The organism is Pseudomonas sp. C32 (assembly GCF_030417915.1).
Taxonomy (GTDB): Bacteria; Pseudomonadota; Gammaproteobacteria; order Pseudomonadales; family Pseudomonadaceae; genus Aquipseudomonas.
In genome coordinates this window covers 211,334-236,984 of sequence record NZ_JAUHUK010000002.1, presented here as the reverse complement: position 1 = coordinate 236,984, position 25,651 = coordinate 211,334, and the positions used below count along the sequence as shown (strand labels likewise).

Annotated in this window: 24 protein-coding genes; 13 read left to right on the top strand and 11 right to left on the bottom strand. The window is 58.9% G+C overall.

What is annotated here, in order from left to right:
• The first annotated feature begins 20 nt into the window (after nt 1-20).
• The 6 genes from hisB (at nt 21) to QYH43_RS03305 (ending at nt 3,998) form a co-directional block, all read left to right on the top strand.
• Nucleotides 21-614 (top strand): imidazoleglycerol-phosphate dehydratase HisB, encoded by a 594-nt coding sequence (gene hisB, locus QYH43_RS03330; protein ID WP_003218037.1) that lies wholly within the window; start codon nt 21-23, stop codon nt 612-614.
• On the top strand, nt 614-1,252 hold the full coding sequence (gene hisH / locus QYH43_RS03325; protein WP_095058284.1) for an imidazole glycerol phosphate synthase subunit HisH: 639 nt from the start codon (nt 614-616) through the stop codon (nt 1,250-1,252). The genes hisB and hisH overlap by 1 nt, the downstream gene beginning before the upstream one ends.
• Entirely contained in the window at nt 1,253-1,510 is a 258-nt protein-coding gene (locus tag QYH43_RS03320; protein ID WP_095058285.1) for a DUF2164 domain-containing protein, read from the top strand.
• Between the two features lie 42 nt (nt 1,511-1,552).
• Nucleotides 1,553-2,302, top strand: a complete 750-nt coding sequence (gene hisA / locus QYH43_RS03315; RefSeq protein ID WP_095058286.1) for a 1-(5-phosphoribosyl)-5-[(5-phosphoribosylamino)methylideneamino]imidazole-4-carboxamide isomerase — start codon at nt 1,553-1,555, stop codon at nt 2,300-2,302.
• 91 nt (nt 2,303-2,393) lie between these two features.
• Entirely contained in the window at nt 2,394-3,164 is a 771-nt protein-coding gene (hisF, locus tag QYH43_RS03310) for an imidazole glycerol phosphate synthase subunit HisF (RefSeq protein WP_095058287.1), read from the top strand.
• A gap of 78 nt (nt 3,165-3,242) precedes the next feature.
• On the top strand, nt 3,243-3,998 hold the full coding sequence (locus QYH43_RS03305; protein ID WP_095151739.1) for an ABC transporter substrate-binding protein: 756 nt from the start codon (nt 3,243-3,245) through the stop codon (nt 3,996-3,998).
• On the opposite strand, the gene QYH43_RS03300 is transcribed toward QYH43_RS03305, so the two are convergent.
• From QYH43_RS03300 to gpmI, 5 genes are all read right to left on the bottom strand, one after another.
• Nucleotides 3,979-5,340, bottom strand: coding sequence for a Vps62-related protein (locus QYH43_RS03300; protein WP_301156289.1), 1,362 nt, complete (start codon nt 5,338-5,340; stop codon nt 3,979-3,981). The genes QYH43_RS03305 and QYH43_RS03300 overlap by 20 nt on opposite strands.
• A 116-nt stretch (nt 5,341-5,456) precedes the next feature.
• On the bottom strand, nt 5,457-6,233 hold the full coding sequence (locus tag QYH43_RS03295) for a divergent polysaccharide deacetylase family protein (protein ID WP_095151741.1): 777 nt from the start codon (nt 6,231-6,233) through the stop codon (nt 5,457-5,459).
• Nucleotide 6,234: 1 nt separating this feature from the next.
• The gene (locus tag QYH43_RS03290; RefSeq protein WP_095058291.1) at nt 6,235-7,554 is read right to left on the bottom strand and encodes a S41 family peptidase; all 1,320 of its coding nucleotides are present in this window, start codon (nt 7,552-7,554) and stop codon (nt 6,235-6,237) included.
• A gap of 31 nt (nt 7,555-7,585) precedes the next feature.
• Complete coding sequence (locus QYH43_RS03285; RefSeq protein ID WP_095058292.1) at nt 7,586-8,881, bottom strand: murein hydrolase activator EnvC; 1,296 nt, start codon at nt 8,879-8,881, stop codon at nt 7,586-7,588.
• 252 nt (nt 8,882-9,133) lie between these two features.
• Nucleotides 9,134-10,663, bottom strand: coding sequence for a 2,3-bisphosphoglycerate-independent phosphoglycerate mutase (gene gpmI, locus QYH43_RS03280; protein WP_095151742.1), 1,530 nt, complete (start codon nt 10,661-10,663; stop codon nt 9,134-9,136).
• Between the two features lie 153 nt (nt 10,664-10,816).
• Here gpmI and QYH43_RS03275 point away from each other — a divergent pair, with 153 nt between their 5' ends.
• From QYH43_RS03275 to secB, 3 genes are read left to right on the top strand one after another with little or no spacing between them, the layout of a single operon-like run.
• Nucleotides 10,817-11,230 carry a rhodanese-like domain-containing protein gene (locus tag QYH43_RS03275; RefSeq protein ID WP_053153177.1) on the top strand — a complete coding sequence of 138 codons (414 nt, stop codon included), beginning with the start codon at nt 10,817-10,819 and terminating at the stop codon, nt 11,228-11,230.
• A 1-nt stretch (nt 11,231) separates the two neighbouring features.
• Entirely contained in the window at nt 11,232-11,486 is a 255-nt protein-coding gene (gene grxC / locus QYH43_RS03270; protein ID WP_095058294.1) for a glutaredoxin 3, read from the top strand.
• Between the two features lie 42 nt (nt 11,487-11,528).
• On the top strand, nt 11,529-12,014 hold the full coding sequence (secB, locus tag QYH43_RS03265) for a protein-export chaperone SecB (protein WP_007949026.1): 486 nt from the start codon (nt 11,529-11,531) through the stop codon (nt 12,012-12,014).
• Nucleotides 12,015-12,194: 180 nt separating this feature from the next.
• Here secB and trmL read toward each other — a convergent pair whose 3' ends face one another.
• Nucleotides 12,195-12,650 carry a tRNA (uridine(34)/cytosine(34)/5-carboxymethylaminomethyluridine(34)-2'-O)-methyltransferase TrmL gene (gene trmL / locus QYH43_RS03260; RefSeq protein ID WP_095058295.1) on the bottom strand — a complete coding sequence of 152 codons (456 nt, stop codon included), beginning with the start codon at nt 12,648-12,650 and terminating at the stop codon, nt 12,195-12,197.
• On the opposite strand from trmL, the gene QYH43_RS03255 reads away from it, so the two are divergent.
• The gene (locus QYH43_RS03255; RefSeq protein WP_301156285.1) at nt 12,649-13,089 is read left to right on the top strand and encodes a hypothetical protein; all 441 of its coding nucleotides are present in this window, start codon (nt 12,649-12,651) and stop codon (nt 13,087-13,089) included. The two genes, trmL and QYH43_RS03255, sit on opposite strands and share 2 nt — an antisense overlap.
• Nucleotides 13,090-13,610: 521 nt before the next feature.
• Here the strand turns inward: QYH43_RS03255 and ntrC are convergent.
• From ntrC to glnA, 4 genes are all read right to left on the bottom strand, one after another.
• Nucleotides 13,611-15,047 (bottom strand): nitrogen regulation protein NR(I), encoded by a 1,437-nt coding sequence (ntrC, locus tag QYH43_RS03250; protein ID WP_095058297.1) that lies wholly within the window; start codon nt 15,045-15,047, stop codon nt 13,611-13,613.
• Nucleotides 15,044-16,129: a nitrogen regulation protein NR(II) gene (glnL, locus tag QYH43_RS03245; RefSeq protein WP_095058298.1), complete on the bottom strand. Its 1,086-nt coding sequence runs from the start codon at nt 16,127-16,129 to the stop codon at nt 15,044-15,046. Before glnL ends, ntrC begins: the two co-directional genes overlap by 4 nt.
• Nucleotides 16,130-16,402: 273 nt before the next feature.
• Entirely contained in the window at nt 16,403-16,912 is a 510-nt protein-coding gene (locus QYH43_RS03240; protein WP_095058299.1) for a DUF4124 domain-containing protein, read from the bottom strand.
• 198 nt (nt 16,913-17,110) lie between these two features.
• Entirely contained in the window at nt 17,111-18,517 is a 1,407-nt protein-coding gene (gene glnA, locus QYH43_RS03235) for a glutamate--ammonia ligase (protein ID WP_095058300.1), read from the bottom strand.
• A 332-nt stretch (nt 18,518-18,849) separates the two neighbouring features.
• On the opposite strand from glnA, the gene thiI reads away from it, so the two are divergent.
• Together thiI and typA are read left to right on the top strand one after the other, a co-directional pair.
• A complete protein-coding gene (gene thiI / locus QYH43_RS03230) occupies nt 18,850-20,304 on the top strand; it encodes a tRNA uracil 4-sulfurtransferase ThiI (RefSeq protein ID WP_095151745.1) in 1,455 nt (484 codons plus the stop codon).
• A 139-nt stretch (nt 20,305-20,443) separates the two neighbouring features.
• On the top strand, nt 20,444-22,264 hold the full coding sequence (typA, locus tag QYH43_RS03225; protein WP_095058303.1) for a translational GTPase TypA: 1,821 nt from the start codon (nt 20,444-20,446) through the stop codon (nt 22,262-22,264).
• 197 nt (nt 22,265-22,461) lie between these two features.
• Here typA and QYH43_RS03220 read toward each other — a convergent pair whose 3' ends face one another.
• A complete protein-coding gene (locus QYH43_RS03220; RefSeq protein ID WP_095058304.1) occupies nt 22,462-22,899 on the bottom strand; it encodes a YkgJ family cysteine cluster protein in 438 nt (145 codons plus the stop codon).
• A 243-nt stretch (nt 22,900-23,142) separates the two neighbouring features.
• Here QYH43_RS03220 and QYH43_RS03215 point away from each other — a divergent pair, with 243 nt between their 5' ends.
• Nucleotides 23,143-25,593 carry a glycogen/starch/alpha-glucan phosphorylase gene (locus tag QYH43_RS03215; protein ID WP_095058305.1) on the top strand — a complete coding sequence of 817 codons (2,451 nt, stop codon included), beginning with the start codon at nt 23,143-23,145 and terminating at the stop codon, nt 25,591-25,593.
• Nucleotides 25,594-25,651: the final 58 nt, after the last annotated feature.

Genomic DNA, 25,651 nt, shown 5'->3' with positions numbered 1-25,651 from the left:
ATGATTTTGCGGAGCTGGTGATGGCCGAACGTAAGGCGTCTGTCGAGCGCGACACTCTGGAAACCCAGATCAAAGCCTCGATCAACCTCGATGGCACCGGAAAGGCCCGATTCGATATCGGTGTTCCTTTTCTTGAGCACATGCTGGACCAGATCGCCCGTCACGGGTTGATCGACCTGGATATTGTCAGCAAGGGCGACCTGCATATCGATGATCACCACACCGTGGAAGACGTCGGTATCACCCTCGGCCAGGCGTTTGCCAAAGCCATCGGCGACAAGAAAGGCATCCGTCGCTACGGCCACGCCTACGTGCCGCTCGATGAAGCGCTGTCGCGCGTGGTGATCGACTTCTCCGGTCGCCCAGGCCTGCAAATGCACGTGCCGTACACCCGCGCCACTGTGGGCGGCTTCGACGTTGACCTGTTCCAGGAATTCTTCCAGGGCTTCGTCAACCACGCGCTGGTCAGCTTGCACATCGACAACCTGCGTGGCACCAACACCCACCACCAGATTGAAACCGTGTTCAAGGCTTTCGGTCGCGCCCTGCGCATGGCCGTCGAGCTCGATGACCGCATGGCCGGGCAAATGCCGTCGACCAAAGGCGTTCTGTAATGCAGACAGTCGCGGTTATCGATTACGGCATGGGTAACCTGCACTCGGTGGCCAAGGCCCTCGAGCACGTCGGTGCCGGCAAGGTTCTGATCACCAGCGATGCCAACGTGATTCGCGAAGCCGACCGGGTGGTTTTCCCCGGCGTTGGCGCGATTCGCGATTGCATGGCGGAGATCCGTCGCCTCGGTTTCGATTCGCTGGTACGTGAAGTCAGCCAGGACCGGCCGTTCCTCGGCATCTGCGTCGGCATGCAAGCCTTGCTCGACACCAGCGAAGAGAATGATGGCGTTGACTGCATCGGCCTGTTCCCGGGCCAGGTGAAGTTCTTCGGCAAGGACCTGCATGAAGACGGCGAACACCTGAAAGTCCCGCACATGGGCTGGAACCAGGTGAAGCAGAAGGTCAGCCACCCGCTGTGGCACGACATTCCGGACATGGCGCGTTTCTACTTCGTGCACAGCTACTACATCGCCGCCACTAATGCGCGGCAGGTGGTCGGTGGCGGTCATTACGGTGTCGATTTTGCTGCGGCGCTGGCCGAAGGCTCGCGTTTCGCCGTGCAGTTCCACCCGGAGAAAAGCCATACCCATGGCCTGCAATTGCTGCAGAACTTCGCTGCGTGGGACGGTCGCTGGTAAATGGCAGTCAAGAAGAAGCCCCCGATCCTGACCCTCACTCCCGAACAGGAGAACGAGGCCAATCACAAGATCAAGCGTTTCATGGAGGACCGCTTCGAACTTGACCTCGGTTCGTTCGAGGCGGGGGAGATTCTTGAGCTGTTTACCCGCGAAATTGCTCCGCACTACTACAACAGGGCGATTTTCGATGTGCAGGCGCACCTCAAAGAGAGGTTCGAAAGCATCGAAAGCGACCTGTGGGCGCTCGAGAAAAACTGATTTCCGAGCCAAGCTGATCATTCAAATTTGAAGGTTTGCCAGATGCTGATTATTCCCGCTATCGATCTTAAAGACGGTGCCTGTGTTCGTCTGCGCCAGGGCCGTATGGAAGATTCCACAGTGTTCTCCGATGACCCGGTGAGCATGGCTGCCAAGTGGGTGGAGGGCGGTTGCCGTCGTCTGCATCTGGTCGACCTGAACGGCGCCTTCGAAGGCCAGCCAGTCAACGGCGAAGTTGTCACCGCGATTGCCAAGCGCTACCCGAACCTGCCGATCCAGATCGGCGGTGGTATCCGCTCCCTGGAAACCATCGAGCACTACGTGAAAGCGGGCGTGAGCTACGTCATCATCGGCACCAAAGCCGTGAAAGACCCGGCTTTCGTCGCCGAAGCCTGCCGCGCTTTCCCGGGCAAAATCATCGTGGGTCTGGATGCCAAGGACGGGTTCGTCGCCACTGACGGCTGGGCTGAAATCAGCACCGTTCAGGTGATCGATCTGGCCAAGCAGTTTGAAGCTGACGGCGTGTCTTCGATCGTTTACACCGACATCGCCAAAGACGGCATGATGCAGGGCTGCAACGTACCGTTCACCGCTGCGCTGGCGGCTGCCACGAAGATCCCGGTGATCGCTTCCGGCGGCATCCACAACCTCGGTGACATCAAGTCGCTGCTCGACGCCAAGGCGCCAGGCATCATCGGTGCGATCACAGGCCGCGCGATTTATGAGGGCACTCTGGATGTTGCTGAGGCTCAAGCTTTTTGTGATGGCTACGCGGCCAGCTCCAAGCTGTAAGCTGCAAGCTGCAAGTTAAAAGCGCGACCGCGATCCGCTCTTACTTGCAGCTTATAGCTTGAAGCTTGCAACTCTTAATCGGAGATTAAGTATGGCTCTGGCCAAACGCATCATCCCTTGCCTGGACGTGGACAACGGCCGGGTGGTCAAGGGTGTGAAATTCGAAAACATCCGCGACGCCGGTGACCCGGTGGAAATCGCCCGTCGTTACGACGAGCAGGGTGCCGACGAGATTACCTTTCTCGATATCACCGCCAGCGTCGACGGTCGCGACACCACGCTGCATACCGTCGAGCGCATGGCCAGCCAGGTGTTCATCCCGCTGACCGTGGGCGGTGGCGTGCGTACCGTGCAAGACATCCGCAACCTGCTCAATGCCGGTGCGGACAAGGTCTCGATCAACACCGCAGCGGTGTTCAACCCTGAATTCGTCGGCGAAGCGGCGCAGCATTTCGGCTCGCAGTGCATTGTCGTCGCGATCGACGCGAAGAAGGTTTCCGGACCGGGCGAAACCCCGCGCTGGGAAATCTTCACCCACGGCGGTCGCAAGCCGACCGGCTTGGACGCTGTCGAATGGGCGAAGAAGATGGAAGGCCTGGGTGCCGGTGAAATCCTGCTGACCAGCATGGATCAGGACGGCATGAAGAACGGCTTTGACCTGGGGGTTACCCGCGCCATCAGCGATGCGCTGGGCATTCCGGTGATTGCTTCCGGCGGTGTCGGCAACCTGCAACACCTGGCCGATGGCATTATCGAAGGTCACGCCAGCGCGGTGTTGGCGGCGAGTATTTTCCACTTCGGCGAATACACCGTGCAGGAAGCCAAGGCCTACATGGCTCATCGCGCAATTGTGATGCGCTAAACAAACCGATGCAGGCCAGTGGACATCATGGCGTGCCCAAGGCACTCTTGGGTACGCCAAGGATCTCGGTAGCCAGACATGCTTAAACGCTTTCTTTTAGTTCTCGCCAGCGCTTCCCTGTTGTTGATCAACGGGGTACACGCCAAAGACAGCCCCGATACCGACCTGGTGTTGCTCACGGAAAACTTCCCTCCGTACAACATGGCGAAGAACGGCAAGAACTTCGCCCAGGACGAGAACATCAATGGCATCGCCGTGGACATCGTCCGCGAGATGTTCAAACGCGCCGATATTACCTACAGCCTGACGCTGCGTTTCCCTTGGGAGCGTGTCTACAAACTCGCCCTGGAAAACCCCGGTTACGGTGCATTCGTGATGGCGCGCCTGCCGGATCGCGAGAGGCTGTTCAAGTGGGTCGGGCCGATCGGCCCGGACGACTGGATCATGCTGGCCAAGGCGGACAGTAAAATCACCCTGGGAACCCTGGATGACGCCCGCAAGTACAAGGTCGGCGCCTACAAGGGCGATGCCATTGCCACGACGCTGGCCAAGCAAGGCTTGAACCCGGTGGTGGTTTTGCGCGATCAGGATAACGCGAAGAAACTGGTCAGCGGCCAGATCGATTTGTGGGCTACCGGAGATCCTGCCGGACGTTATCTGGCGCGGCAAGAAGGCGTGAGCGGCCTCAAGACAGTGCTGCGCTTCAACAGCGCAGAACTGTATCTGGCCCTGAATAAAGAGGTGTCCGACGAGGTCGTCGCCAAGCTTCAGGCCGCGCTGGATCAATTGCGCAAAGAAGGTGTGGTTGACGACATCATGGCACGGTATCTGTAGCGGTTGGCAGATCGGGTGATGCCTGTGCAATGACATTGGCGTCGCTGGTGTTTTCAACAGTGTCTGTGCTCGTCGTCAGTGGAGGGCACTCTTCTTTTTCTGGTGGATATTGCGTCAGGTGAACGCTGGAGTCGTCGGTATAGCCGATTTTTCCAGTCACTTGGGTGCCGTCCTCACGTGTTAACTCGTAGTGACTTTCCAACAGGTAAACCGCCACAGATTTGTGTTTTGCAGCCATGGCGATGATCACCAGAGGGGGCGATTCGCTCCATCCGTTCGAGCCTGATTCGGTGTGAGTGAAGTTCTTGGGCAGGCAGGCCGAGAACTTTGTTGTCCGGACATCGCTTGGTGCGGTGTTCGGCCAGGCCCTTTCGAAATCAACAGAAGTTTGTCTATTGAATGACTGCATTTGCCTTGGGCTTTGAACCGGGTCAATTGTCCATTTGATTGGCCGGGTCTTGTCCGTTGTGTTTCGCTCGTATCCGACCAACACGTAGTGGTCGGTTCTTTTCAGGTCGTAGTACGGGGATTTCAGGAGTTGTTCGCTGGGCTGCACGTAGTCCATGACCGCGAACCAGGGGAGTCGGGCTATTTGCGTAACGTTGGCTGCTTCGTCCACTGGAGGTTTGGCGTGTCCGGAGAGTGCCGGCGCTTGTGGTGGGGAAGTGACTTGCAGTGGGATCTGCATCCGCAATGCGTACGCGGTGATCGGTGTTTCAGGCTTGCTGTAGCTTTGGTTGCCTGTGAATGTGCCTGGGGTGAAGTAGAGATCGCCCGGCTCGGCGGTCGGCGGCTCAATGCTCCAGGCGCTGAAGCTCATCTTTGCACCGCTGCCTTTGTCGTTCCAGATCAGATCGCTGACATTTGCAGCGATAACCAGATCCGCCCTGACGCAGCGGACAGCATTGAGCGAAGGTTTGTTGTAGTCGTTGGCGCAGACCAGCCCCAACGCAACATAGCCGGCAGGCGGAATCGGGCGCCAGATCGAAGCGCGTGTGACTGCGCCCGACCCTGAGTCTTTCCAATAAAGTTCGAAGTCGGTGGGCCGGCTGAGTGCGTTTCCTTTCGTGTCGTCGCCAGGTGAACTTCCCTCGCGCACGACGACCGCGATCATTTCGCCGTTGATGTTGCCGTCGCGGTGAATGGCAATGTCACCCAGCGGGAAGTATCCCGGCAATGCATCCGGGGCGGGTGTGGGGCGCCAAAAGGCAACGGTTTTTGCCCGTGTTCCGTTGGTATCCCAGATCCGCTGAAATTCTGTCGTGAAGTTGATCAGCAGGTTGTCGAGCTTAATGGGTTCCATTTGCCGGGTTGGCAATGTGGCATCGTCTTGGGTAGTCATAGTCAATCCTGATAGTTGAAAGGCGACTCAAGAGGGTCGCGACCTTTGGGAGGTCTCACTATCCGGAATGACGCTGGGTATTTGGTGGTAACTATTTATAGGATGTAACGGGGTGTTTATCTGTAAACGCCGTCTTTGCCATGAGCGGCCGTGGCGCGATTGCCACGCACGCTGATCATCTGCTTGATATCAATCCACTCGATACCCTGGGCTTTCAGCTTGGGCAGTTCTCGCTCCAGCACTGCCAGCGTTTGCGGATACGGATGCCCGATCATGACCGCCGAGCCCTGCTTGTGCGCAAGACTGATTGCCGTCTGTAGCTGTGTGAAGATCGCCGCTTCCGTTGCTTCATCATCCAGAAAAACATCCCGCGAAACGCTCGCCAACCCGATCTTCTGCGCTTCGGCCGCCGCGACGGTTTGCGCGCTGGTGCGGCTGTCGACAAAGAGTTTGTGCCGGCGCTGCAGGTCGGCCATCAACCAGGTCATGGCCGGTCGCTGGGCGGTCATGCGACTGCCCATGTGGTTGTTGATGCCGCTGGTGTACGGGACCATTTTGAACGCGGCGTTCAGGCGTTTTTCCAGTTCTTCGATGGGCAGCTCAGGGTGCCAGGCGAACGGCCCGGTGGCCGGATCCATCGGCATGTGCAGGATGACGATCTTGCCGGCGCGATGGGCCTCGCGGGCGAATTCGGTGGCGTGGGGGGTGTCGGGCATGATCGCCGCAGTCACCGGGCCGGGCAGGGCCAGCACGCGGCGATCCCGGGGCAGGTTCTGCCCCAGGTCATCGATGATCAGGCTTAAGTAGGCCTTGTGAGGCGTTGAGTCGGCGGGCGCTGCGTGAGCAACACCCGCCAGGCAAAACAACAGACCGATCAGTAATCGCAGAAACATCTCAGCGGCCGGACGTGATGCTCAGCCCTTTGAGCAGGCTCAGGGCCTGGGCCAATTGGTAATCGTCGTCCTGCGGCATCGGCTTGGCTTTGCCGCCGGAACCGGTCGGTTTGTCGGCGCCGCCGTTGCCATTGCCCAGGTGACCCTGCAGGTCGGCTTCCTTGAAGTAGTCGCTGTCCTGCTCGCTGGTGATCTTGGCCTTGCGCACTTCGATGTCCGGCACGATGCCCTGGGCCTGGATCGAGCGACCGTTCGGCGTGTAGTACAACGCGGTGGTGATCTTCAGCGCACGGTCGTTGTTCAGTGGCAGCACGGTTTGTACCGAACCTTTGCCGAAACTGGTGGTGCCCATGACGACTGCGCGTTTCTGGTCCTGCAGGGCACCGGCGACAATTTCCGACGCCGAGGCACTGCCGCCGTTGATCAATACGACCATCGGCACGGCTTCGCTTTCGTCCTTGCCGGTGGCGGAGAAGCGCAGTTCGGAGTTGGCGATGCGGCCCTTGGTATAGACGATCAGGCCCTTGGTGATGAAGTGGTCGACCACTTCCACCGCGGCTTGCAGTACACCGCCAGGGTTGTTGCGCAGGTCGAGGATGATGCCCTTGAGCTTCTTGCCATTGTCCTTGCGCAGCTTGGCCAGGGCCTTGGAGACCTCTTCGCCGGTCTTGACCTGGAACTGGGTTATGCGGATGTAGCCGTAGCCCGATTCCAGCAACTGGCTCTTCACGCTCTTCACTTGAATGACCGCGCGGGCCAGCGTTACGTCGAACGGCGTGCCGCCATCGCGTACCAGGGTCAGGGTGATTTTTTCGCCGATCTTGCCGCGCATCTTGTCCACGGCTTCGGTCATGCTCTGGCCGCGTGTTGGCTGGCCGTTGATCTTGACGATGAAGTCGCCAGCCTGAATGCCGGCTTTGGAGGCTGGCGTGTCGTCGATGGGCGAGACCACCTTGATGAAACCGTCTTCGGCGCCGACTTCGATACCCAGGCCGCCGAATTCGCCGCTGGTGCTTTCCTGCAGCTCGGCGAAATCTTCAGGGCCCAGGTACGCGGAGTGCGGATCGAGGTTGCTGAGCATGCCCTTGATGGCGTTTTCCAGCAGGGTCTTGTCGTCCACCGGCTCGACATAAGCGGCCTTGATCCGGTCCATTACCTCGGCAAACGTGCGCAACTCATCCAGCGGCAATGGCGCCTTGGTGGTCGCAGCAGTGCCCGCTGGCGCGACCGCCGGGGCTGGTTGAGCGGCAAACGCCAAAGGCGCGCCGATCACCAGGGCGATCGTCAGGGCCAGCGAGGTAAGGCGGGACAAATGCAGCATGTCGAACAAACTCCTGAATTAGGTAACGCGCTTATCCTTGCGCGCGGCACCATTGCGCCGGATCACTCGGGTGACCCTGCTGACGAATAGCAAAATACAGCGCTGGCGTGTCCTGCCCGCCACTGTTGCCGACAGTGGAGATGGACTCGCCGGCTTTAACCACATCACCCGCAGACTTGAGCAGTGTCTGGTTGTGACCATAAAGACTCAAAAAACCGTTGCCGTGGTCGAGGATCACCAGCAGCCCGGCGCCTCGTAGCCAGTCGGCAAACACTACGCGACCACCATGCACCGCATGTACGGTGCTGCCGGCAGACGCGCTGATCATCACGCCGTCCCACTTGGTCCGGGAGTCGTCGCCACGGCCTTCACCGAAACGTGCCAGCAGTCGACCGTCGACAGGCCATGGAAGTTTGCCGCGGGTTGACGCAAAAGGGCCACCAAAGGTCTCGCCGGAACTGGACACCAGTGCTCCGGGTGACGACTTAACGGGTTTGCGTGGGGCATCATCGCCGGCATCTGCCTGCGCCTGGGCCTCACGTAAACGCTTTTTTTCGGCTTCCTGCTGGGCGATCAGCGCTTTTTGCCGCGCTTCTTCTGCCTCACGAGCCTGGCGGGCCAGGGTTTCTTCAATGGTTTTAAGGACTTTAGACAGATCTGCCTGATCCTGCTCGCGGGCTGCCAGTTTCTGGTCGCGAGCCTTTACATCGGTATTGAGCTTGGCCAGGACTTGCTGGCGTTCCTGGCGGACTTTGTCGAGCTCGTCGCGTTGGGTGTCGAGGCTGCTTTTCTGCACCAGCAACTGCGCCTGCTGCATGGCGATGTCTTTTTCGACATTGGCCAACTGGCGCAGGGTTTCGTTGAAATTCTTCAGCTGCTCCAGGCGGGCCTGGCTCAGATAGTCGTAATAGGTGAGGGTGCGGGCGAATTTTTCCGGGTTCTGCTGGTTGAGCAGCAGCTTGAGGTACTCCTGACGACCATTCTGGTAAGCCGCACGGGCCTGAATGGCGATCAGGTGTTGCTGTTCAGTGCGCGCGCTCTGGAGTTTTTTTTTCTCTGCATCGAGTCGCTGCAGCTCGGTTTCGCTTTTCTTCAGCTCTTTTTGCAGGGCGTCGACCTGCTTCTCAAGCTTGCCCATTTCGGTTTCGGTGCCCTTGAGCTCCTTCTGCACACCGGATTTTTCTTCCTGGAGCTTGCCCAGCAGCTTTTTCAGCTCGGCAATGTCCTGACGCGTGGCGTCCAACTGTTGTTGGGTGTCCGCGCGCTCGTCAGCGAAAGCCGGTTGGAGCAGACAGGTCAGGGCTAGGGCAGTCAGGATGCGGAGCATAGGGGCGGGCGGCACCAGGGAAAGGGACGGCCTAGTATGCCCGCCATGGACGGCAAAAAAAACGCCCATTTCTGACTGCGTGATAACTGGCCCAAACGTCAGGCTGAATTTCATTTCGAAAACACCACAAACCACTGTGGGAGCTGGCTTGCCAGCGATTGCGTCGGCACATTCAACATAGCAGTTGGTGCCAGATTGCTATCGCTGGCAAGCCAGCTCCTACAGGGTTTAGCGGTGTTTCGGGGAAGCCGATCAGACCAGAATCGAAGTCCCGGTCATTTCCTTCGGCTGCTCCAGACCCAGCAGCTTCAGCATGGTCGGCGCCACGTCCGCCAGTACGCCGCCTTCACGGACTTTCAGGTCGCGTTTGCCGACATAGATGAAAGGCACTGGCTCGGTGGTGTGCGCAGTGTGCGCCTGGCCGGTGGATTCGTCGGACATTTGCTCGACGTTGCCGTGGTCAGCCGTGATCAGCGCTTCGCCGCCGACTTTTTCCAGCGCCTCGACGATACGGCCGACGCAGACGTCCAGGCATTCAACGGCTTTGACAGCGGCTTCGAACACTCCGCTATGGCCGACCATGTCGCCGTTGGCGTAGTTGACCACGATCACGTCGTATCGCTGGTTTTCGATGGCGTCGACGATGCGGTCGGTCACTTCAGGCGCGCTCATTTCCGGCTGCAAGTCGTAGGTGGCGACTTGCGGCGACGGGATCAGGATGCGCTCTTCGCCCGGGAACGGTTCTTCGCGACCGCCGGAGAAGAAGAAGGTCACGTGGGCATACTTCTCGGTTTCGGCAATACGCAACTGAGTCTTGCCGTTTTTCGCGAGGTAATCGCCCAGCACGTTTTCCAGGCTGCCGGCAGCGAAAGCCGACGGTGCAGGGATGCTGGCGGCGTATTGGGTCAGCATGACGAAACCGGCCAGTTTCGGCTGGCGGGCACGCTCGAACTCACTGAAGTTGTCTTCGACGAACACGCGGGTCAGCTCGCGGGCACGGTCGGCGCGGAAGTTCATGAACACCACGGCGTCGCCGTCTTCGACTTTTACCGGCTCGCCGATGGAAGTGGCTTTGACGAATTCGTCGCTCTCGCCACGTTCATAAGCTGCTTGCAGGCCTTCCTGGGCGGTGGCGGCGTTGAATTGGCCGTGACCGTCAACGATCAGGTTGTAGGCCTGGGAAACGCGGTCCCACCGGTTGTCGCGGTCCATGGCGAAGTAGCGGCCAATGATGCTGGCGATCCGGCCTTTGCCCAAGGCCTGGAACGTGGCATCGAGCAGCTCGATGGACGATTGCGCGCTTTTCGGCGGGGTGTCGCGGCCGTCGAGGAAAGCGTGCAGGTAAATTTTTTCGGCGCCGCGCTTGAAGGCCAGTTCGGCCATGGCGACCAGGTGATCCTGGTGGCTATGCACGCCGCCATCGGACAGCAGACCCATGAAATGCACGGCTTTACCGGCAGCGACGGCTTTGTCCACGGCGGCGCAGATGGTCGGGTTCTCGAAGAACTCGCCGTCGCGGATCGATTTGGTCACGCGAGTGAAGTCCTGATACACCACGCGGCCGGCGCCGAGGTTCATGTGGCCGACTTCGGAGTTGCCCATCTGGCCATCCGGGAGGCCGACGTCCATGCCGCTGCCCGAGATCAGGCCGTTCGGCACGGTGGCCCACAAACGGTCGAGCACAGGCTTCTTCGCGGCAAAGATTGCGTTGGATTCTGGGTTGTCGCTGTGACCGAAGCCGTCGAGAATCATCAGGACCAAAGGTTTAGGCGTGGTAGTCATGGAATCCGCTCTGGCTTAAGTAAAAAAGGGGCGATGGAAAAGGGAGTCGCAGTTTAAAGCTAAGTTCCGGCCACGTCACCGCCGGACGGGGTTTGGCCCACCATAGGGGCTGTGTATACTGGCCGACATTTTAACGCCCTGGAACCTCCTTCGATGGTTGCTCACCTGATTGAATTTGCCACTAACCACTACATTCTCGTCGGTATCTTCGTCGTACTGCTGGCGTTGCTGATTGCCTATCAAATGCAGGGCGGCGGCCGTAGCCTGAGCACCGGCGAACTGACCGGGCTGGTCAACAAGGACGCAGGCGTGGTGATCGACATTCGTCCGACCAAGGATTTCGCCGCCGGTCACATTGTCGGCGCGCTGAACATTCCTCAGGACAAACTGACCGCCCGCGTCGGTGAACTGGAAAAGCACAAGGCCAAGACCATCATCCTGGTCGACGCCATGGGCCAGACCGCCGGCACCCACGCTCGCGAGCTGATGAAGTCCGGCTTCACCGCCGCCAAGCTGTCCGGTGGTATCTCCAGCTGGAAAGCCGACAATCTGCCGCTGGTGAAGTGATATGAGCAACGTCGTCGTCTACTCCAGCGATTACTGCCCTTACTGCTCGCGAGCCAAGTACCTGCTCGAGAACAAAGGCGTGGACTTCGAAGAGATCAAGGTCGATGGCAAGCCGCAGGTACGCGCCGCCATGGCCCAGAAAGCCGGACGCACGTCCGTGCCGCAGATCTGGATCGGCAGCACCCACGTCGGCGGTTGTGATGATTTGTTCGCTCTGGAGCGCGCCGGCAAGCTCGACGCGCTACTCAGGGCCTGAATTCCATACCCTATAAAAGCCCAAGATCAGAAAGGATCTGAGATGACTGACCAACAGAACACTGCAGCTAGCGAAGAAGAAACCGCACCGCAATTCTCCTTGCAGCGCATCTACGTACGTGACTTGTCCTTCGAAGCTCCGAAAAGCCCGGCGATCTTCCGCCAGCAGTGGGAGCCGAGTGTCGGTCTGGACCTGAACACCCGTCAAAAGGCGCTGGAAGGAGACTTCCACGAAGTCGTGCTGACCCTGTCGGTGACCGTGAAAAACGGTGACGAAGTGGCGTTCATTGCTGAAGTGCAACAGGCCGGTATCTTCCTGATCAAGAATCTGGACGACGCTTCGATGAGCCACACCCTGGGTGCGTTCTGCCCGAACATCCTGTTCCCGTACGCTCGCGAAACCCTGGACAGCCTGGTCACCCGTGGTTCGTTCCCGGCACTGATGCTGGCTCCGGTGAACTTCGACGCGCTGTACGCGCAAGAACTGCAACGCATGCAGGCTGCCGGCGAGACTCCAACCGTTCAATAAACGGCGGATGGAAAAAAAAGCGCCGTAACAGGCGCTTTTTTATTGGGAAAACGAAGCCGTGTGATCCATGGAGACCTTTGTAGGAGCTGGCTTGCCAGCGAAGGGGCCGTAACATTCGACATCTCTGTTGGCAGTTACATCGCTTTCGCTGGCAAGCCAGCTCCTACAAGGACGGTGGTGTTACTTGAAGCCGTTCTGACGCCAGGCTTCGTACACGGCGACGGCCACGGTGTTGGACAGGTTCAGGCTGCGACAGCCTTCACGCATCGGCAAACGCAAGCGTTGCTCGGCGGGCAATGCGTCGAGCACTTCAGGCGGCAAACCACGGCTTTCCGGGCCAAAGATAAACGCATCGCCCGGGGCAAAGCTGGCATCGTGGAACGGCCGCGAGCCCTTGGTGGTAAAGGCGAACAGCCGTGGATGACCGAGGCTTTCCAGGCAGCTGGCGAGGTCCGCGTGGCGTTGCAGGGTGGCATATTCGTGATAATCGAGGCCGGCCCGTCGCAGGCGCTTGTCGTCCATCTCGAAGCCTAGCGGTTCGATCAAATGCAGGTGGCAGCCACTGTTGGCGCACAGCCTGATGACGTTGCCGGTATTCGGCGGAATTTCTGGTTGGAAAAGGATGACGTGAAACATGCACGGCTCCGAAGGTAAAGATGAGCGGCATTCTACGCCGCAAGCCGACCTGCGTTCGAAACTATTCCTGCGGGTGATGGCGTCGCTGGCGATTGTCGGGGTGATGGTGGGGCTGATGATCGGTCGCCTGACCACGCCAGACCCCAGCGTGCTGCAGCAGATTGAAGTGACGAGCGATGGCCTGGTGGTGTGGTTCAACAACGAACCCAAGACCCACGGCGAGATCGTCGAGGGCAGCGTCGCGCTGTTGTTCGGCGCTGAAGGCAAGGCACAGAAAGGCCAGCTCAAACTGGGCGACAAGGACGTGAACTGGCGGGTGCGTTTGAGTGATGGCGGGTTGTTCCTGACACTGGTGGCGGCCCGGCCCCTGCAGGGCGACTGGGCCGGTAGTGAGGTTGATGACCGCTGGCGGCTGGTAATTCATCTGCGGGAGCAATAAAAGAGGGAATCCCCGGCCTGCCTGTACCAAGGTCCCCAAAACGGGAGGCTCGTCGCGAGTGCGGTGTGAGCCTGGTGTAAAGAAGGAACCCCTGACCTGCCTGTATCAAGGGCCCCAAAACGGGTGGGCTCGTCGCAAGTGCGGTGTGAGCCCGATGTAAAGAGGGGAATCCCCGGCCTGCCTGTACCAAGGTCCCCGAAACCGGGTAGTGAACTGAATCACTGAATGGACTATTGCAGGCGGCGTGCCAGTTTTCACAAAGAGAAACAAAAAATCGATTTAAAACGCTGAAAGCCCCGTAATTCGGGGCTTTCATGTTTTTTCGGAAAGGATTCGATTGCAAAAGCGGGCAGGGTTTCGAAGTGGTTTTTGTGCGCGATTGCGGTTCACGGTGCATTGCGGCGGTGCACAAACAAAAAAAGATCGCAGCCTTCGGCAGCTCCTACGGGTGTTCGTATTAACCCTGTAGGAGCTGCTGAAGGCTGCGATCTTTCGCTGGTAACTAAGCTCGAAAGCCGGATTTAGCCCTCATCCCCCTCATCCTCATCCCCGCCATCCACCTTCATCCCCAGTTCCTTGATTTTGCGGGTCAGGGTGTTGCGGCCCCAGCCCAGCAGAACGGCGGCATCGCGACGGCGACCGGCGGTGTGCTTGAGGGCGGTTTCGATCATGATCCGCTCGAAAGCCGGCACGGCACTGTCGAGCAAGCTCGATTGACCGCGAGCCAGCGCCTGATCGGCCCACTGACGCAGCGCCTGTTCCCAGTTGGTCACGGGCGCCGAGTCCTGCGGCAGGCTCAGCAGCTCTGGCGGCAAATCGCCGATGTGCACTTCGCGACCCGAAGCCATCACCGTGATCCAGCGGCAGGTGTTCTCCAGCTGACGCACGTTGCCCGGCCACGGCAGGTTTTTCAGGTACTCCTCGGTCTCGCTTTTCAGCAGCTTCGGCTCGACGGCCAGCTCCTGGGCGGCACGGCTGAGGAAGTGCTTGGCCAGGGTCGGGATGTCTTCGCGACGGTCCGACAGGCGTGGAATGTGGATGCGGATAACGTTCAGACGGTGGAACAAGTCCTCACGGAATTTACCGGCATGCACCAGGGTTTCCAGATTCTGGTGGGTCGCGGCGATGATGCGCACATCGACCTTCACCGGCACATGACCGCCAACGCGGTAGAACTCGCCGTCGGCCAGTACGCGCAGCAAGCGGGTTTGAGTGTCGGCCGGCATGTCGCCGATTTCATCGAGGAACAGCGTGCCGCCATCGGCTTGCTCGAAACGCCCGCGACGCAGATTGGCCGCGCCGGTGAACGCGCCTTTCTCGTGGCCGAACAGTTCGGACTCCATCAGGTCTTTGGGGATCGCCGCCATGTTCAGGGCAATGAACGGCGAAGCGGCGCGAGGGCTGTGTCGATGCAGGGCGTGGGCCACCAGTTCTTTACCGGTACCCGATTCGCCGTTGATCAGCACAGTGATGTTGGAATGGCTCAAGCGCCCGATGGCGCGAAACACTTCCTGCATCGCCGGTGCTTCGCCGATGATTTCCGGGGTGCGGGTCAGGGTAGGGACCACTTCCAGACCCTGTTGCTCCTGGGCGTGCTGGTTGGCGCGCTTGACCAGGGAAACCGCTTCGTCGACATCGAACGGCTTTGGCAGGTACTCGAATGCGCCGCCCTGATAGGACGCGACAGCGCTGTCCAGATCCGAGTGGGCCGTCATGATGATCACCGGCAGCCGTGGGTGCGATTCGCGAATCCGCGCCAGAAGGTCCAGGCCGCTGGCGCCGGGCATGCGGATGTCGGAGATGATCACATCCGGCTGCTGGCGCGCCAGGCGGCTCATCACGCCATCGGCGCTGTCGAAGCTTTGCGTGGTCATGCCTTCCTGTTGCAAGGCTTTTTCCAGGACCCAGCGGATAGAACGGTCGTCATCGACGATCCACACGGTTTCACTACGGCTCATGTCGATGTGGCTCCTTGTTCCAGTGGCAGAAAGATCGAGAAGGTGGTGTGGCCTGGATGGCTGTCACATTCGATCAGGCCCTGGTGCTGGCTGATGATGTTCTGGGTGATGGCCAGGCCGAGCCCGGTACCGTCCGGGCGTCCGCTGACCATGGGGAAGAAAATGGTTTCCTGGAGTTCAGCAGGAATGCCCGGGCCGTTGTCGATGATCTCGATCTTGGTCACCAGGCGATGGCGCACATGGCCGATGGTGAACTGGCGCATGGCGCGGGTGCGCAGGCTGATGCGGCCCAGGCGCAACTCGTTCTGGCTGCTGATGGCCTGCATTGCGTTGCGCACGATGTTCAATACGGCCTGGATCATTTGTTCGCGGTCGATCAGGACGTCGGGAATGCTCGGATCGTAATCACGCACCAATGTGATGCGCCCCTGGCTTTCAGCCTCGACCAGATGACACACGCGCTCCAGCACTTCGTGAATGTTGCACATCGCCAACGAAGGCAGCTTGTTGGAGCCGAGCATGCGGTCGACCAGGTTACGCAGGCGGTCCGCTTCTTCAATGATGACGTTGGTGTAATCCTTCAGGCTTTCTTCCGGCAGTTCACGGGCCAGCAATTGCGCTGCGCCACGAATCCCGCCCAGTGGATTCTTGATTTCGTGAGCGAGGCCGCGCACCAGCATCTTGCTGGTTTCCTGTTTGGAGAGTTGTGCTTCTTCCTTGGTGATGCGCAGTAAGCGATCCCGGGGATGGACTTCGAGCAGCAACAAAGTGTCGCCATTGCTCAGAATCGGCGTGACCGCGTAATCGACGGTCAGGGTCTGGCCGGTGAGGGCCGTGAGCATGGCTTCGCGCTTGGTGAACGGATGCGCCTGCTCGACGGCCTGACGCAAGGAATTGAGCGCCTCGGTGGATTCGGTGAACAGTTCGCTGATGAACTGCCCATGACTTCGCTGGCCGCTGATGGCCAGCAGCATCTCCGCCGCCGGGTTCATGTACTCAAGGCGCAGTTCCGCGTCGAGCAGAATGGTGGCGGTCGTCAAGTTGTCGAGTAGCAGACGATGCAGTGCGTCACTGATGGTCATTCAGGACCTCTTTTGGAGCAGGGCGCGCGCATGAATAAAGCGCTGATACGGACAAAATGCAAAAACCAAACCAAGGCTCCGAAAAGAAGCGCTAAAGGCCTGAAACAGGCGTTTAACGCTCGGTTGCGTGGCGTTCTGCCGGCTTTTGCGGGTACTTTCGAACCAAAATGGGGTGGAGTTGGGCGGTAGTGCAACCATTCGCACCAATATAGTGCGCAAAGCTGAGCGATGTCAGAAAAGTATCAGGAACGAGGAAAAGCTTGGCGCAGGCCTTCAGCGTTTGTGCACTCGCTGAACGGTGAAGGTGATGGAAGGGCTTTGCTGGATGAGCGTCTCGCCGTCGATTACCTGTACCGCCAGGCTGTGTTCTCCGCGATCAATGTTGACCAGTTGCAGGCTCGGGACATTGCTTGGCTGACCGTAAGGTTGGTTGTCCAGCAGCAGACGCAACCGATGGGGAGCTTGCAGGCGTGGGTTGATCAAGACATTCACCGTGAACGTGCCATTGTTGGCGCGCAGGGCTTCGGTGGTGGGCAGTCCGGTGAGCTCCAGTGTCTCGTAGGCCTTGGGGGGTGGTTTGTTCGCTTGGGTTGGCGCCGGGGAGGTTGGCGTGACCTGGGGTTCAACGGTATTGAGCGGTGGCAGTTCGACCGTTTGAGTCTTCACGCCATCCGGGGGTTGATTGCTGTACGCGGTGTTGCCATTGGCATCCGTGTACTTGTAGATCTGCGCGGTGGCGGGCAATGCGATCAGCAGCAGAATGAAGAGAAGTCCACGACCCATGGAATCGACCGGAAACGAAAGCGTTGGGTTGCAGCATAGGTCAGACGGGGTGGTTATCCCAAGCCGAAAACATTTGGGCAAGATTTAACGAGATGCTCCAGACACCCGAAAAAGCGCCCACAGGAAAATTTGGCAATAAAAAAGGCCTCCCGAAGGAGGCCTCTTTTTTGTCACGCCGCGTGCTGCGGCGCTACCGGATCAGCAGCTGTAGTACAGCTCGTATTCCAGTGGGTGTACGAAGGTGCGTACTTTGATTTCTTCTTCGCTTTTCAGAGCGATGTAAGCGTCGATGAAGTCGTCGGAGAACACGCCGCCTTTGGTCAGGAACGCGCGACCTTTGTCCAGCTCTTCCAGGGCTTCTTTCAGGCTGCCGCAAACTTGTGGGATCTCTTTCGCCTCTTCAGGCGGCAGGTCGTACAGGTTTTTGTCAGCAGCGTCGCCAGGGTGGATCTTGTTCTGGATGCCGTCCAGGCCAGCCATCAACAGTGCGGCGAAGCACAAGTATGGGTTGGCAGCCGGATCCGGGAAGCGGGCTTCGATACGGCGGGCTTTCGGGCTCGACACGTAAGGAATACGGATCGAAGCGGAGCGGTTGCGAGCCGAGTAGGCGAGCATCACTGGCGCTTCGAAGCCTGGAACCAGACGCTTGTAGGAGTTGGTGGCCGGGTTGGTGAAGCCGTTCAGCGCCTTACCGTGCTTGATGATGCCGCCGATGAAGTACAGAGCGGTGTCGGACAGGCCGGCATAACCTTCGCCAGCGAAGGTGTTCTTGCCATCTTTCCAGATGGACATGTGCACGTGCATGCCCGAGCCGTTGTCGCCGTACAGAGGCTTAGGCATGAAGGTCGCGGTGCGGCCGTAAGCGTCAGCAACGTTGTGGACAACGTACTTCAGGGTCTGGGTTTCGTCGGCTTTCTTCACCAGGGTGTTGAACTTGACGCCGATTTCGTTCTGGCCGGCAGTCGCCACTTCGTGGTGGTGAACTTCGACGGTCAGGCCCATTTCTTCCAGTGCGTTGCACATGGAGGTACGGATTTCGTGGTCGTGGTCGAACGGCGGAACCGGGAAGTAGCCGCCTTTGACGCCTGGACGGTGGCCCTTGTTGCCGCCTTCTACGTCCTGGTCGGACATCCACGAACCTTGTTCGGAGTAGATCTTGAACATGGAACCGGAGATGTCGGACTTGAACTTCACTTGGTCGAAGATGAAGAACTCTGGCTCTGGACCAGCGAATACGGTGTCACCGATACCGGTGGCTTTCAGGTGTTCTTCGGCGCGACGGGCGATCGCACGTGGGTCGCGGTCGTAGCCTTGCATGCTCGAAGGTTCGATGATGTCGCAGACCAGGATCAGGGTCGGCTCTTCGGTGAACGGGTCGAGAACGGCAGTGCTGTCGTCCGGCATCAGGATCATGTCGGAAGCTTCGATGCCTTTCCAGCCAGCGATGGAGGAACCGTCGAACATTTTGCCTTCTTCGAAGAAAGCGTCATCCAGCGCGTCGCGAGCCGGCATGGTCACGTGGTGCTGAGTGCCTTTGGTGTCCGTGAAGCGCAGATCAATCCATTTGACGTCATGATCTTTGATGAGTTGAACCGACTTCGACATAGTGTCCTCCGGGGTGGCTTCGGGCTTAGTAATGGATAGCCCTTGGAATGTGGGTGATGCCGGCGCGAATACTCTGCCAAGGCAACCTGCCTCACAAGGGAGCAAATTGCATGCCAGTGCCCCACCATGGGTTTTTTGCCCCAAAAACACGCTTATAAGCCTTCTATACGCGTTAAAGCAGAAAATGGCGCCCTTTAATGTAGCGTCGAATTCAACAAATGACCTGTTTTGGTGCGCGCGAAACCTTCTGCACATTAACTGGTTAAACCTTGAGCAATTTCCGCTATAATCCGCGCCCCCCTTTTTCGGCAGGCCATGCGCGCGCTGTTTCCATGAAATTAATCGTAAAAGTCTTCCCCGAGATCACCATCAAGAGCCGCCCGGTACGGATGCGTTTCATCCGTCAATTGGCCAAGAACATCCGTGCCGTGCTCCGCGATCTGGACCCGGCCGTGGTGGTGAACGGCGTGTGGGACAACCTCGAGCTGGAAACCCGCGTCACCGAGCCCAAGGCCTTGAAGGAGATGACCGAGCGCCTGAGCTGCATGCCGGGCATCGCGCACTTCCTGCAGATCGATGAGTACCCGCTGGGCGATTTCGACGACATCGTTGAAAAGTGCAAGCAGCACTACGGTGATGCGCTGGCCGGGAAGATTTTCTCGGTGCGTTGCAAACGGGCCGGCAAGCACCCATTTAGCTCCATAGACATCGAAAAATATGTCGGCAGCCAGTTGCGCCGTCAGTGTGGTGCCGCCGGGATCGACCTGAAAAAGCCGGAAATCGAAGTCCGGATCGAAGTTCGCGACCAACGGTTGTTTGTGATCCACAGTCAGCACACCGGCATCGGCGGTTATCCGCTGGGAGCACTGGAGCAGACGCTCGTGCTGATGTCCGGTGGCTTCGACTCCACCGTGGCGGCCTACCAGATCATGCGCCGCGGCCTGATGGCCCACTTCTGCTTCTTTAACCTGGGCGGACGGGCCCACGAACTGGGCGTCATGGAAGTCGCGCATTTCATCTGGAAGAAGTACGGCAGCTCTCAACGCGTGCTATTTGTCAGTGTGCCGTTCGAGGAAGTCCTGGGCGAAATTCTCGGCAAAGTCGATAACAGTCATATGGGCGTAGTATTGAAGCGTATGATGTTGCGCGCTTCCTCCCAAATTGCCGATCGACTGCAAATCGAGGCGCTGGTGACGGGTGAGGCGATCTCCCAGGTGTCGAGCCAGACGTTGCCGAACCTGAACGTGATCGACTGTGTGACCGAGAAGCTGGTCTTGCGCCCGCTGATCGCCAGCCACAAGCAGGACATCATCGACCTGGCCAACGAAATCGGCACCGCCGATTTCGCCCGGCACATGCCGGAGTACTGTGGCGTCATTTCGGTCAATCCGAAGACCGCAGCCAAACGCCATCGCGTCGAGCATGAAGAGAAAGAGTTCGACATGGCAGTGCTCGAGCGTGCGCTTGAGAATGCCAAACTGGTGCCGATCGATCGCGTGATCGATGAATTGGGCCAGGATCTGCAAATTGAAGAAGTCAGCGAGGCGCTGGCCGGTCAGATCGTCATCGATATCCGTCACCCGGATGCCGCTGAAGACGACCCGCTGGATCTGGCTGGCATCGAGGTACAAACGATGCCGTTTTATGCACTGAACGCTCGTTTCAAGGAACTGGACCCTACTCGCCAGTACCTGCTTTATTGCGACAAAGGCGTGATGAGTCGCCTGCATGCCCACCATTTGCTCAGTGAGGGGCATGCCAATGTGCGCGTTTATCGACCGAGCTAAGAGCCCGGGGCTGTATGCCTGTGGCCTGCGTCACCGGCCCCCCGACTCTGCCGTCAAGCTGTAACGGCAAGGCCTGACTCTACTGTAAATCGCTGCCAAGACTTGTCAGCACACCGAATCCTCTGATCGAGATACACAAGTGATCGAAAATCTACGCAACATCGCCATCATTGCTCACGTTGACCATGGTAAGACCACCCTGGTAGACAAACTCTTGCGTCAATCCGGCACCCTGGAGCGCAACGAGCTCAACGACGAGCGCGTGATGGACTCCAACGACCAGGAAAAAGAGCGCGGTATTACCATTCTGGCGAAAAACACCGCCATCAACTGGAACGGCTACCACATCAACATCGTGGACACCCCGGGCCACGCCGACTTCGGCGGCGAAGTTGAACGCGTAATGTCGATGGTTGACTCCGTTCTGCTGCTGGTTGACGCTCAAGACGGCCCTATGCCGCAAACCCGTTTCGTGACCAAGAAGGCTTTCGAAGCCGGCCTGCGTCCAATCGTGGTAATCAACAAGGTTGACCGTCCAGGCGCGCGTCCGGACTGGGTTCTGGACCAGATCTTCGACCTGTTCGACAACCTGGGTGCCACCGAAGAACAGCTGGACTTCAAAGTCGTCTACGCCTCGGCCCTGAACGGTATTGCTGGTCTTGAACACACCAACATGGCTGAAGACATGACCCCGCTGTACCAGTCGATCATCGACGACGTACCTGCGCCGAAAGTCGACCGCGATGGCCCGTTCCAGATGCAAATCTCGGCACTGGACTACAACAGCTTCCTGGGTGTTATCGGCGTTGGCCGTATCGCTCGTGGTCGCGTCAAGCCGAACACCCAGGTTGTGGCGATCGACGCTGACGGCAAGCGCCGTAACGGTCGTATCCTGAAGCTGATGGGTCACCACGGTCTGCACCGCATCGACGTTGAAGAAGCAGCTGCCGGCGACATCGTCTGCATCAGCGGCTTCGACCAGCTGTTCATCTCCGACACTCTGTGCGACCCACTGAACGTCGAAGCGATGAAGCCGCTGACCGTTGACGAGCCAACCGTTTCGATGACCTTCCAGGTTAACGACTCGCCGTTCTGCGGCCGTGAAGGCAAGTTCGTGACCAGCCGTAACATCAAGGAACGTCTGGACAAAGAGCTGCTGTACAACGTTGCACTGCGCGTTGAAGAAGGCGACTCGGCTGACAAGTTCAAGGTTTCCGGCCGTGGTGAGCTGCACCTCTCGGTACTGATCGAAACCATGCGTCGCGAAGGCTTCGAAATGGGCGTTGGTCGTCCGGAAGTGATCATCCGCATGGTTGATGGCGTCAAGCACGAACCGTACGAAAACGTGACCATCGACCTGCCGGAAGAATCCCAGGGCGCGATCATGGAGCAAATGGGTCTGCGTAAAGGCGACCTGACCAACATGGTTCCGGATGGCAAGGGCCGTGTGCGCCTTGAGTACAACATCCCGGCCCGTGGCCTGATCGGTTTCCGTAACGAGTTCCTGACCCTGACCTCCGGCGGCGGCATCCTGACCTCGATCTTCGACCGTTACGACGCGATGAAGTCCGGCGACATGTCCGGCCGTCAGAACGGCGTGCTGGTATCGGTAGCTACCGGTAAGGCTCTGACCTACTCGCTGGAAACCCTGCAGGCACGTGGCAAACTGTTCGTTGAACACGGCCAGGACATCTACGAAGGTCAAATCGTTGGCTTGAACAGCCGCGACAACGACCTGGGTGTGAACCCAACCAAAGGCAAGAAGCTCGACAACATGCGTGCTTCGGGTAAAGACGAAACCATCGCTCTGGTTCCGCCTGTCAAGTTCACTCTGGAGCAAGCTCTGGAATTCGTACAGGAAGATGAGCTGTGTGAAGTGACTCCTAAGTCCATCCGTCTTCGCAAGAAGATCCTGGGCGAAAGCGAGCGTACCCGCGCTGCCAAGAAGTCCGGTAACTAAGTCATTTAGTTAGCTGGCAAAAAAACGCCCCCGGTCGAAAGGCCGGGGGCGTTTTTGTTTGTCTGGGATTTATGCGGTTGTTTGTTCCGGCCTCATCGCTGGCAAGCCAGCTCCTACACGGTTGCGTGTCGTACGCATTGTAGGAGCTGGCTTGCCAGCGATAGCGGTGGATCAACCGCCGCAAATTTCAAGAGCTATCAGAACCGCTCGATACTCCGCGAAGTTCGCTCGCGCTCCACTTCCTTCGGCTTGTACGCGCAATACCCCGGCCGCGGGCCGATTTTCGGGTGGTTGCGGCAGGTATCCGGGCGCTTTTCATAAATAGTGCACAGACGGCTCTTACGATCCAGATAGTAGCAATCGTTATTGCTCATGCGCTGGAGGGTGAAGATCCCCGACTTCTGGTTAAAACGCTCGACCAGGCCTTCTTTCTGCAGACGCTTGGCGATGTTCTTCGGCGGATCACCCAGCTCGAACTCGTCGACGATGCCGATACGGATCAGATCCTTGATCTTGACCTCGACGGGCAGGGTGCAGCAGCTGGACACGCACGAGCCGCACATCGGGGCGGAGTACTTGGCCCAGGTATCGAGTCGGTCGATCTCCGCGGCGGCGATCAGGTTGGGCTTCATCATCGGTTGTTACCAGCGTGTGCATCAGGGCGCGCGATCATACCGGGACTGGTGGATTTTTGAACAACCTTTCGCCAGATTTTTTTCATGTGCGGCTCAACAAGATCAAAATTCGGCACGGCCCCTGCATTCATTCAGGTACACGATCCAGCTCACACTCATGGGAAAAACTGCCGAACCAGAGTCTCTACCGCCTGTCAGACCGTCTAGGCTCAGACAATTCCAAGCTCGCTCGAGGTCCTATCGATGACTCAAGAACCACTTGTTCGCGAAGCAGAGGTGGCCGCATTCCGCGACGCCGTCTTGACCAAACTCACCTACGCGGTGGGCAAAGACCCGGATCACGCCTTCGACCATGACTGGTTCGAAGCCATTGCCCTGGCGGCGCGTGATCACATGGTCGAGCACTGGATGGACCACACGCGACAGATCTACCGCAAAGGTCAGAAGCGCGTTTATTACCTCTCCCTGGAATTTCTCATCGGCCGGCTGCTCTACGACAGCTTGAGCAACCTCGGCCTGCTCGACGTGGCGCGCGAAGCCATGACCGAGCTCGGCGTCGACCTTGAACGCATCCGCCTGCTGGAGCCTGACGCGGCCCTGGGCAACGGTGGTCTCGGGCGATTGGCGGCGTGTTTCATGGAGAGCATGTCGACCCTCGGCATTGCGGGTCACGGTTACGGCATTCGTTACGAACACGGCTTGTTTCGGCAGGCCATCGTCGACGGCTGGCAGCAAGAACAAACCGAGCATTGGCTGGATTTCGGCAACCCATGGGAGTTCGAGCGCCCGGAGGTGGTTTACCCGATCGGCTTCGGCGGCAGTGTCGAGACCGTGACCGATGACAGCGGCAAGTCCAGGCAAGTCTGGCATCCGGCAGAAACCGTGCGGGCCATTGCCTACGACACGCCGGTGGTCGGTTGGCGCGGGGCGAGTGTCAATACGCTGCGGCTGTGGCGCGCCCGGGCCATGGAAGATTTGCACCTGGAGCGCTTCAACGCCGGCGACCACCTGGGCGCCGTGGCCGAAGTGGCCCGGGCCGAAAGTATCTCCCGCGTGCTTTACCCGGCGGACAGCACCGAAGCGGGGCAGGAATTGCGTCTGCGTCAGGAATATTTTTTCGTCGCCGCGTCGTTGCAGGACCTGCTGCGCCGTCACCGCAACATGCACACTTCGGTGCTGACCCTGGGCGACCACGCGGCGATCCAGCTCAACGACACCCACCCTTCGATTGCCGTGGCCGAACTGATGCGGCAACTGGTCGACGTGTACGACGTCGCGTGGGACGCGGCGTGGCAGGTCACTGTCGATACGCTGTCCTACACCAACCACACGTTGCTGCCGGAGGCGCTGGAAACCTGGCCGGTCGGGTTGATGGAACGCATGCTGCCGCGGCACATGCAGATCATCTACCTGATCAACGCCCATCACATCGACTCCCTGCGGGCCAAAGGCATCCACGATTTCGACGTGCTGCGCGCGGTGTCGCTGATCGAGGAAGACAACGGACGCAGAGTGCGCATGGGTAACCTGGCGTTTCTCGGTTCCCACAGCATCAACGGCGTGTCCGGGCTGCACACGCAACTGATGCGCCAGACGGTGTTCTCCGAACTGCACAAGCTCTATCCGCAGCGGATCAACAACAAAACCAACGGCATTACCTTCCGCCGCTGGCTGTATCAGGCCAATCCCGAGCTGACCTCGATGCTGGTGGATTCCCTTGGGGCGCAGCTGCTGGATAACCCCGAAGAGCGTTTGCTCGCCCTCGAACCGTTCGCCGAGAAAGCCGGGTTCCGCAAGGCCTTTGCCGAGCAGCGGCTGCACAGCAAGAAAGCCCTGGCGTACCTGATTCATGAGCGGCTGGGCGTGGCGGTCAATCCGGCGGCGATGTTCGACGTGCAGGTCAAGCGGATCCACGAGTACAAACGGCAATTGCTTAACCTGCTGCACACCGTGGCGTTGTACCAGGCGATCCGTGCCGAACCGGAAGTCGACTGGGTGCCGCGAGTGAAGATCTTTGCGGGTAAAGCGGCGGCCAGTTATCACCAGGCCAAGTTGATCATCAAACTGACCAACGACATCGCCCGGGTCGTGAACAACGATCCGACCGTGCGCGGTCTGCTCAAAGTGGTGTTCCTGCCCAACTACAACGTCAGCCTGGCGGAGAGCATCATTCCGGCGGCGGATCTGTCCGAGCAGATATCCACCGCCGGGTTTGAAGCGTCCGGCACCAGTAACATGAAATTCGGCCTGAACGGGGCGCTGACCATCGGCACCCTGGACGGTGCCAACGTGGAAATGTGCGATCGCATCGGCGCCGAGCACATGTTCATCTTCGGCCTCAGCGCGCAGCAAGTGGAAGCGCGCAAGCAGAACCATGAGTTCAATGCCACGCAGGACATTACCGCATCGCACCGATTGGGCGATGTGCTGCAAGCGATTCGCAGCGGGGTGTTTTCGCCGGATGATCCGTCCCGTTACACCGGGCTGATCGATTCGCTGGTAGATTACGACCGCTTTCTGGTCTGCGCCGATTTCGATTCGTACTGGAACGCCCAGATGCGCGTCGAAGCCCATTGGCACGATTCGAAGGAGTGGTGGCGTTCGGCAGTGTTGAACACATCGCGGATGGGCTGGTTCTCGTCCGACCGGACCATTCGCGAGTACGCGACGGAAATCTGGAAGGCGTTGGAGTAACTTTCCACTCTGCTCGACAGGTTGGTGGGCTGGAAAAGATCGCAGCCTTCGGCAGCTT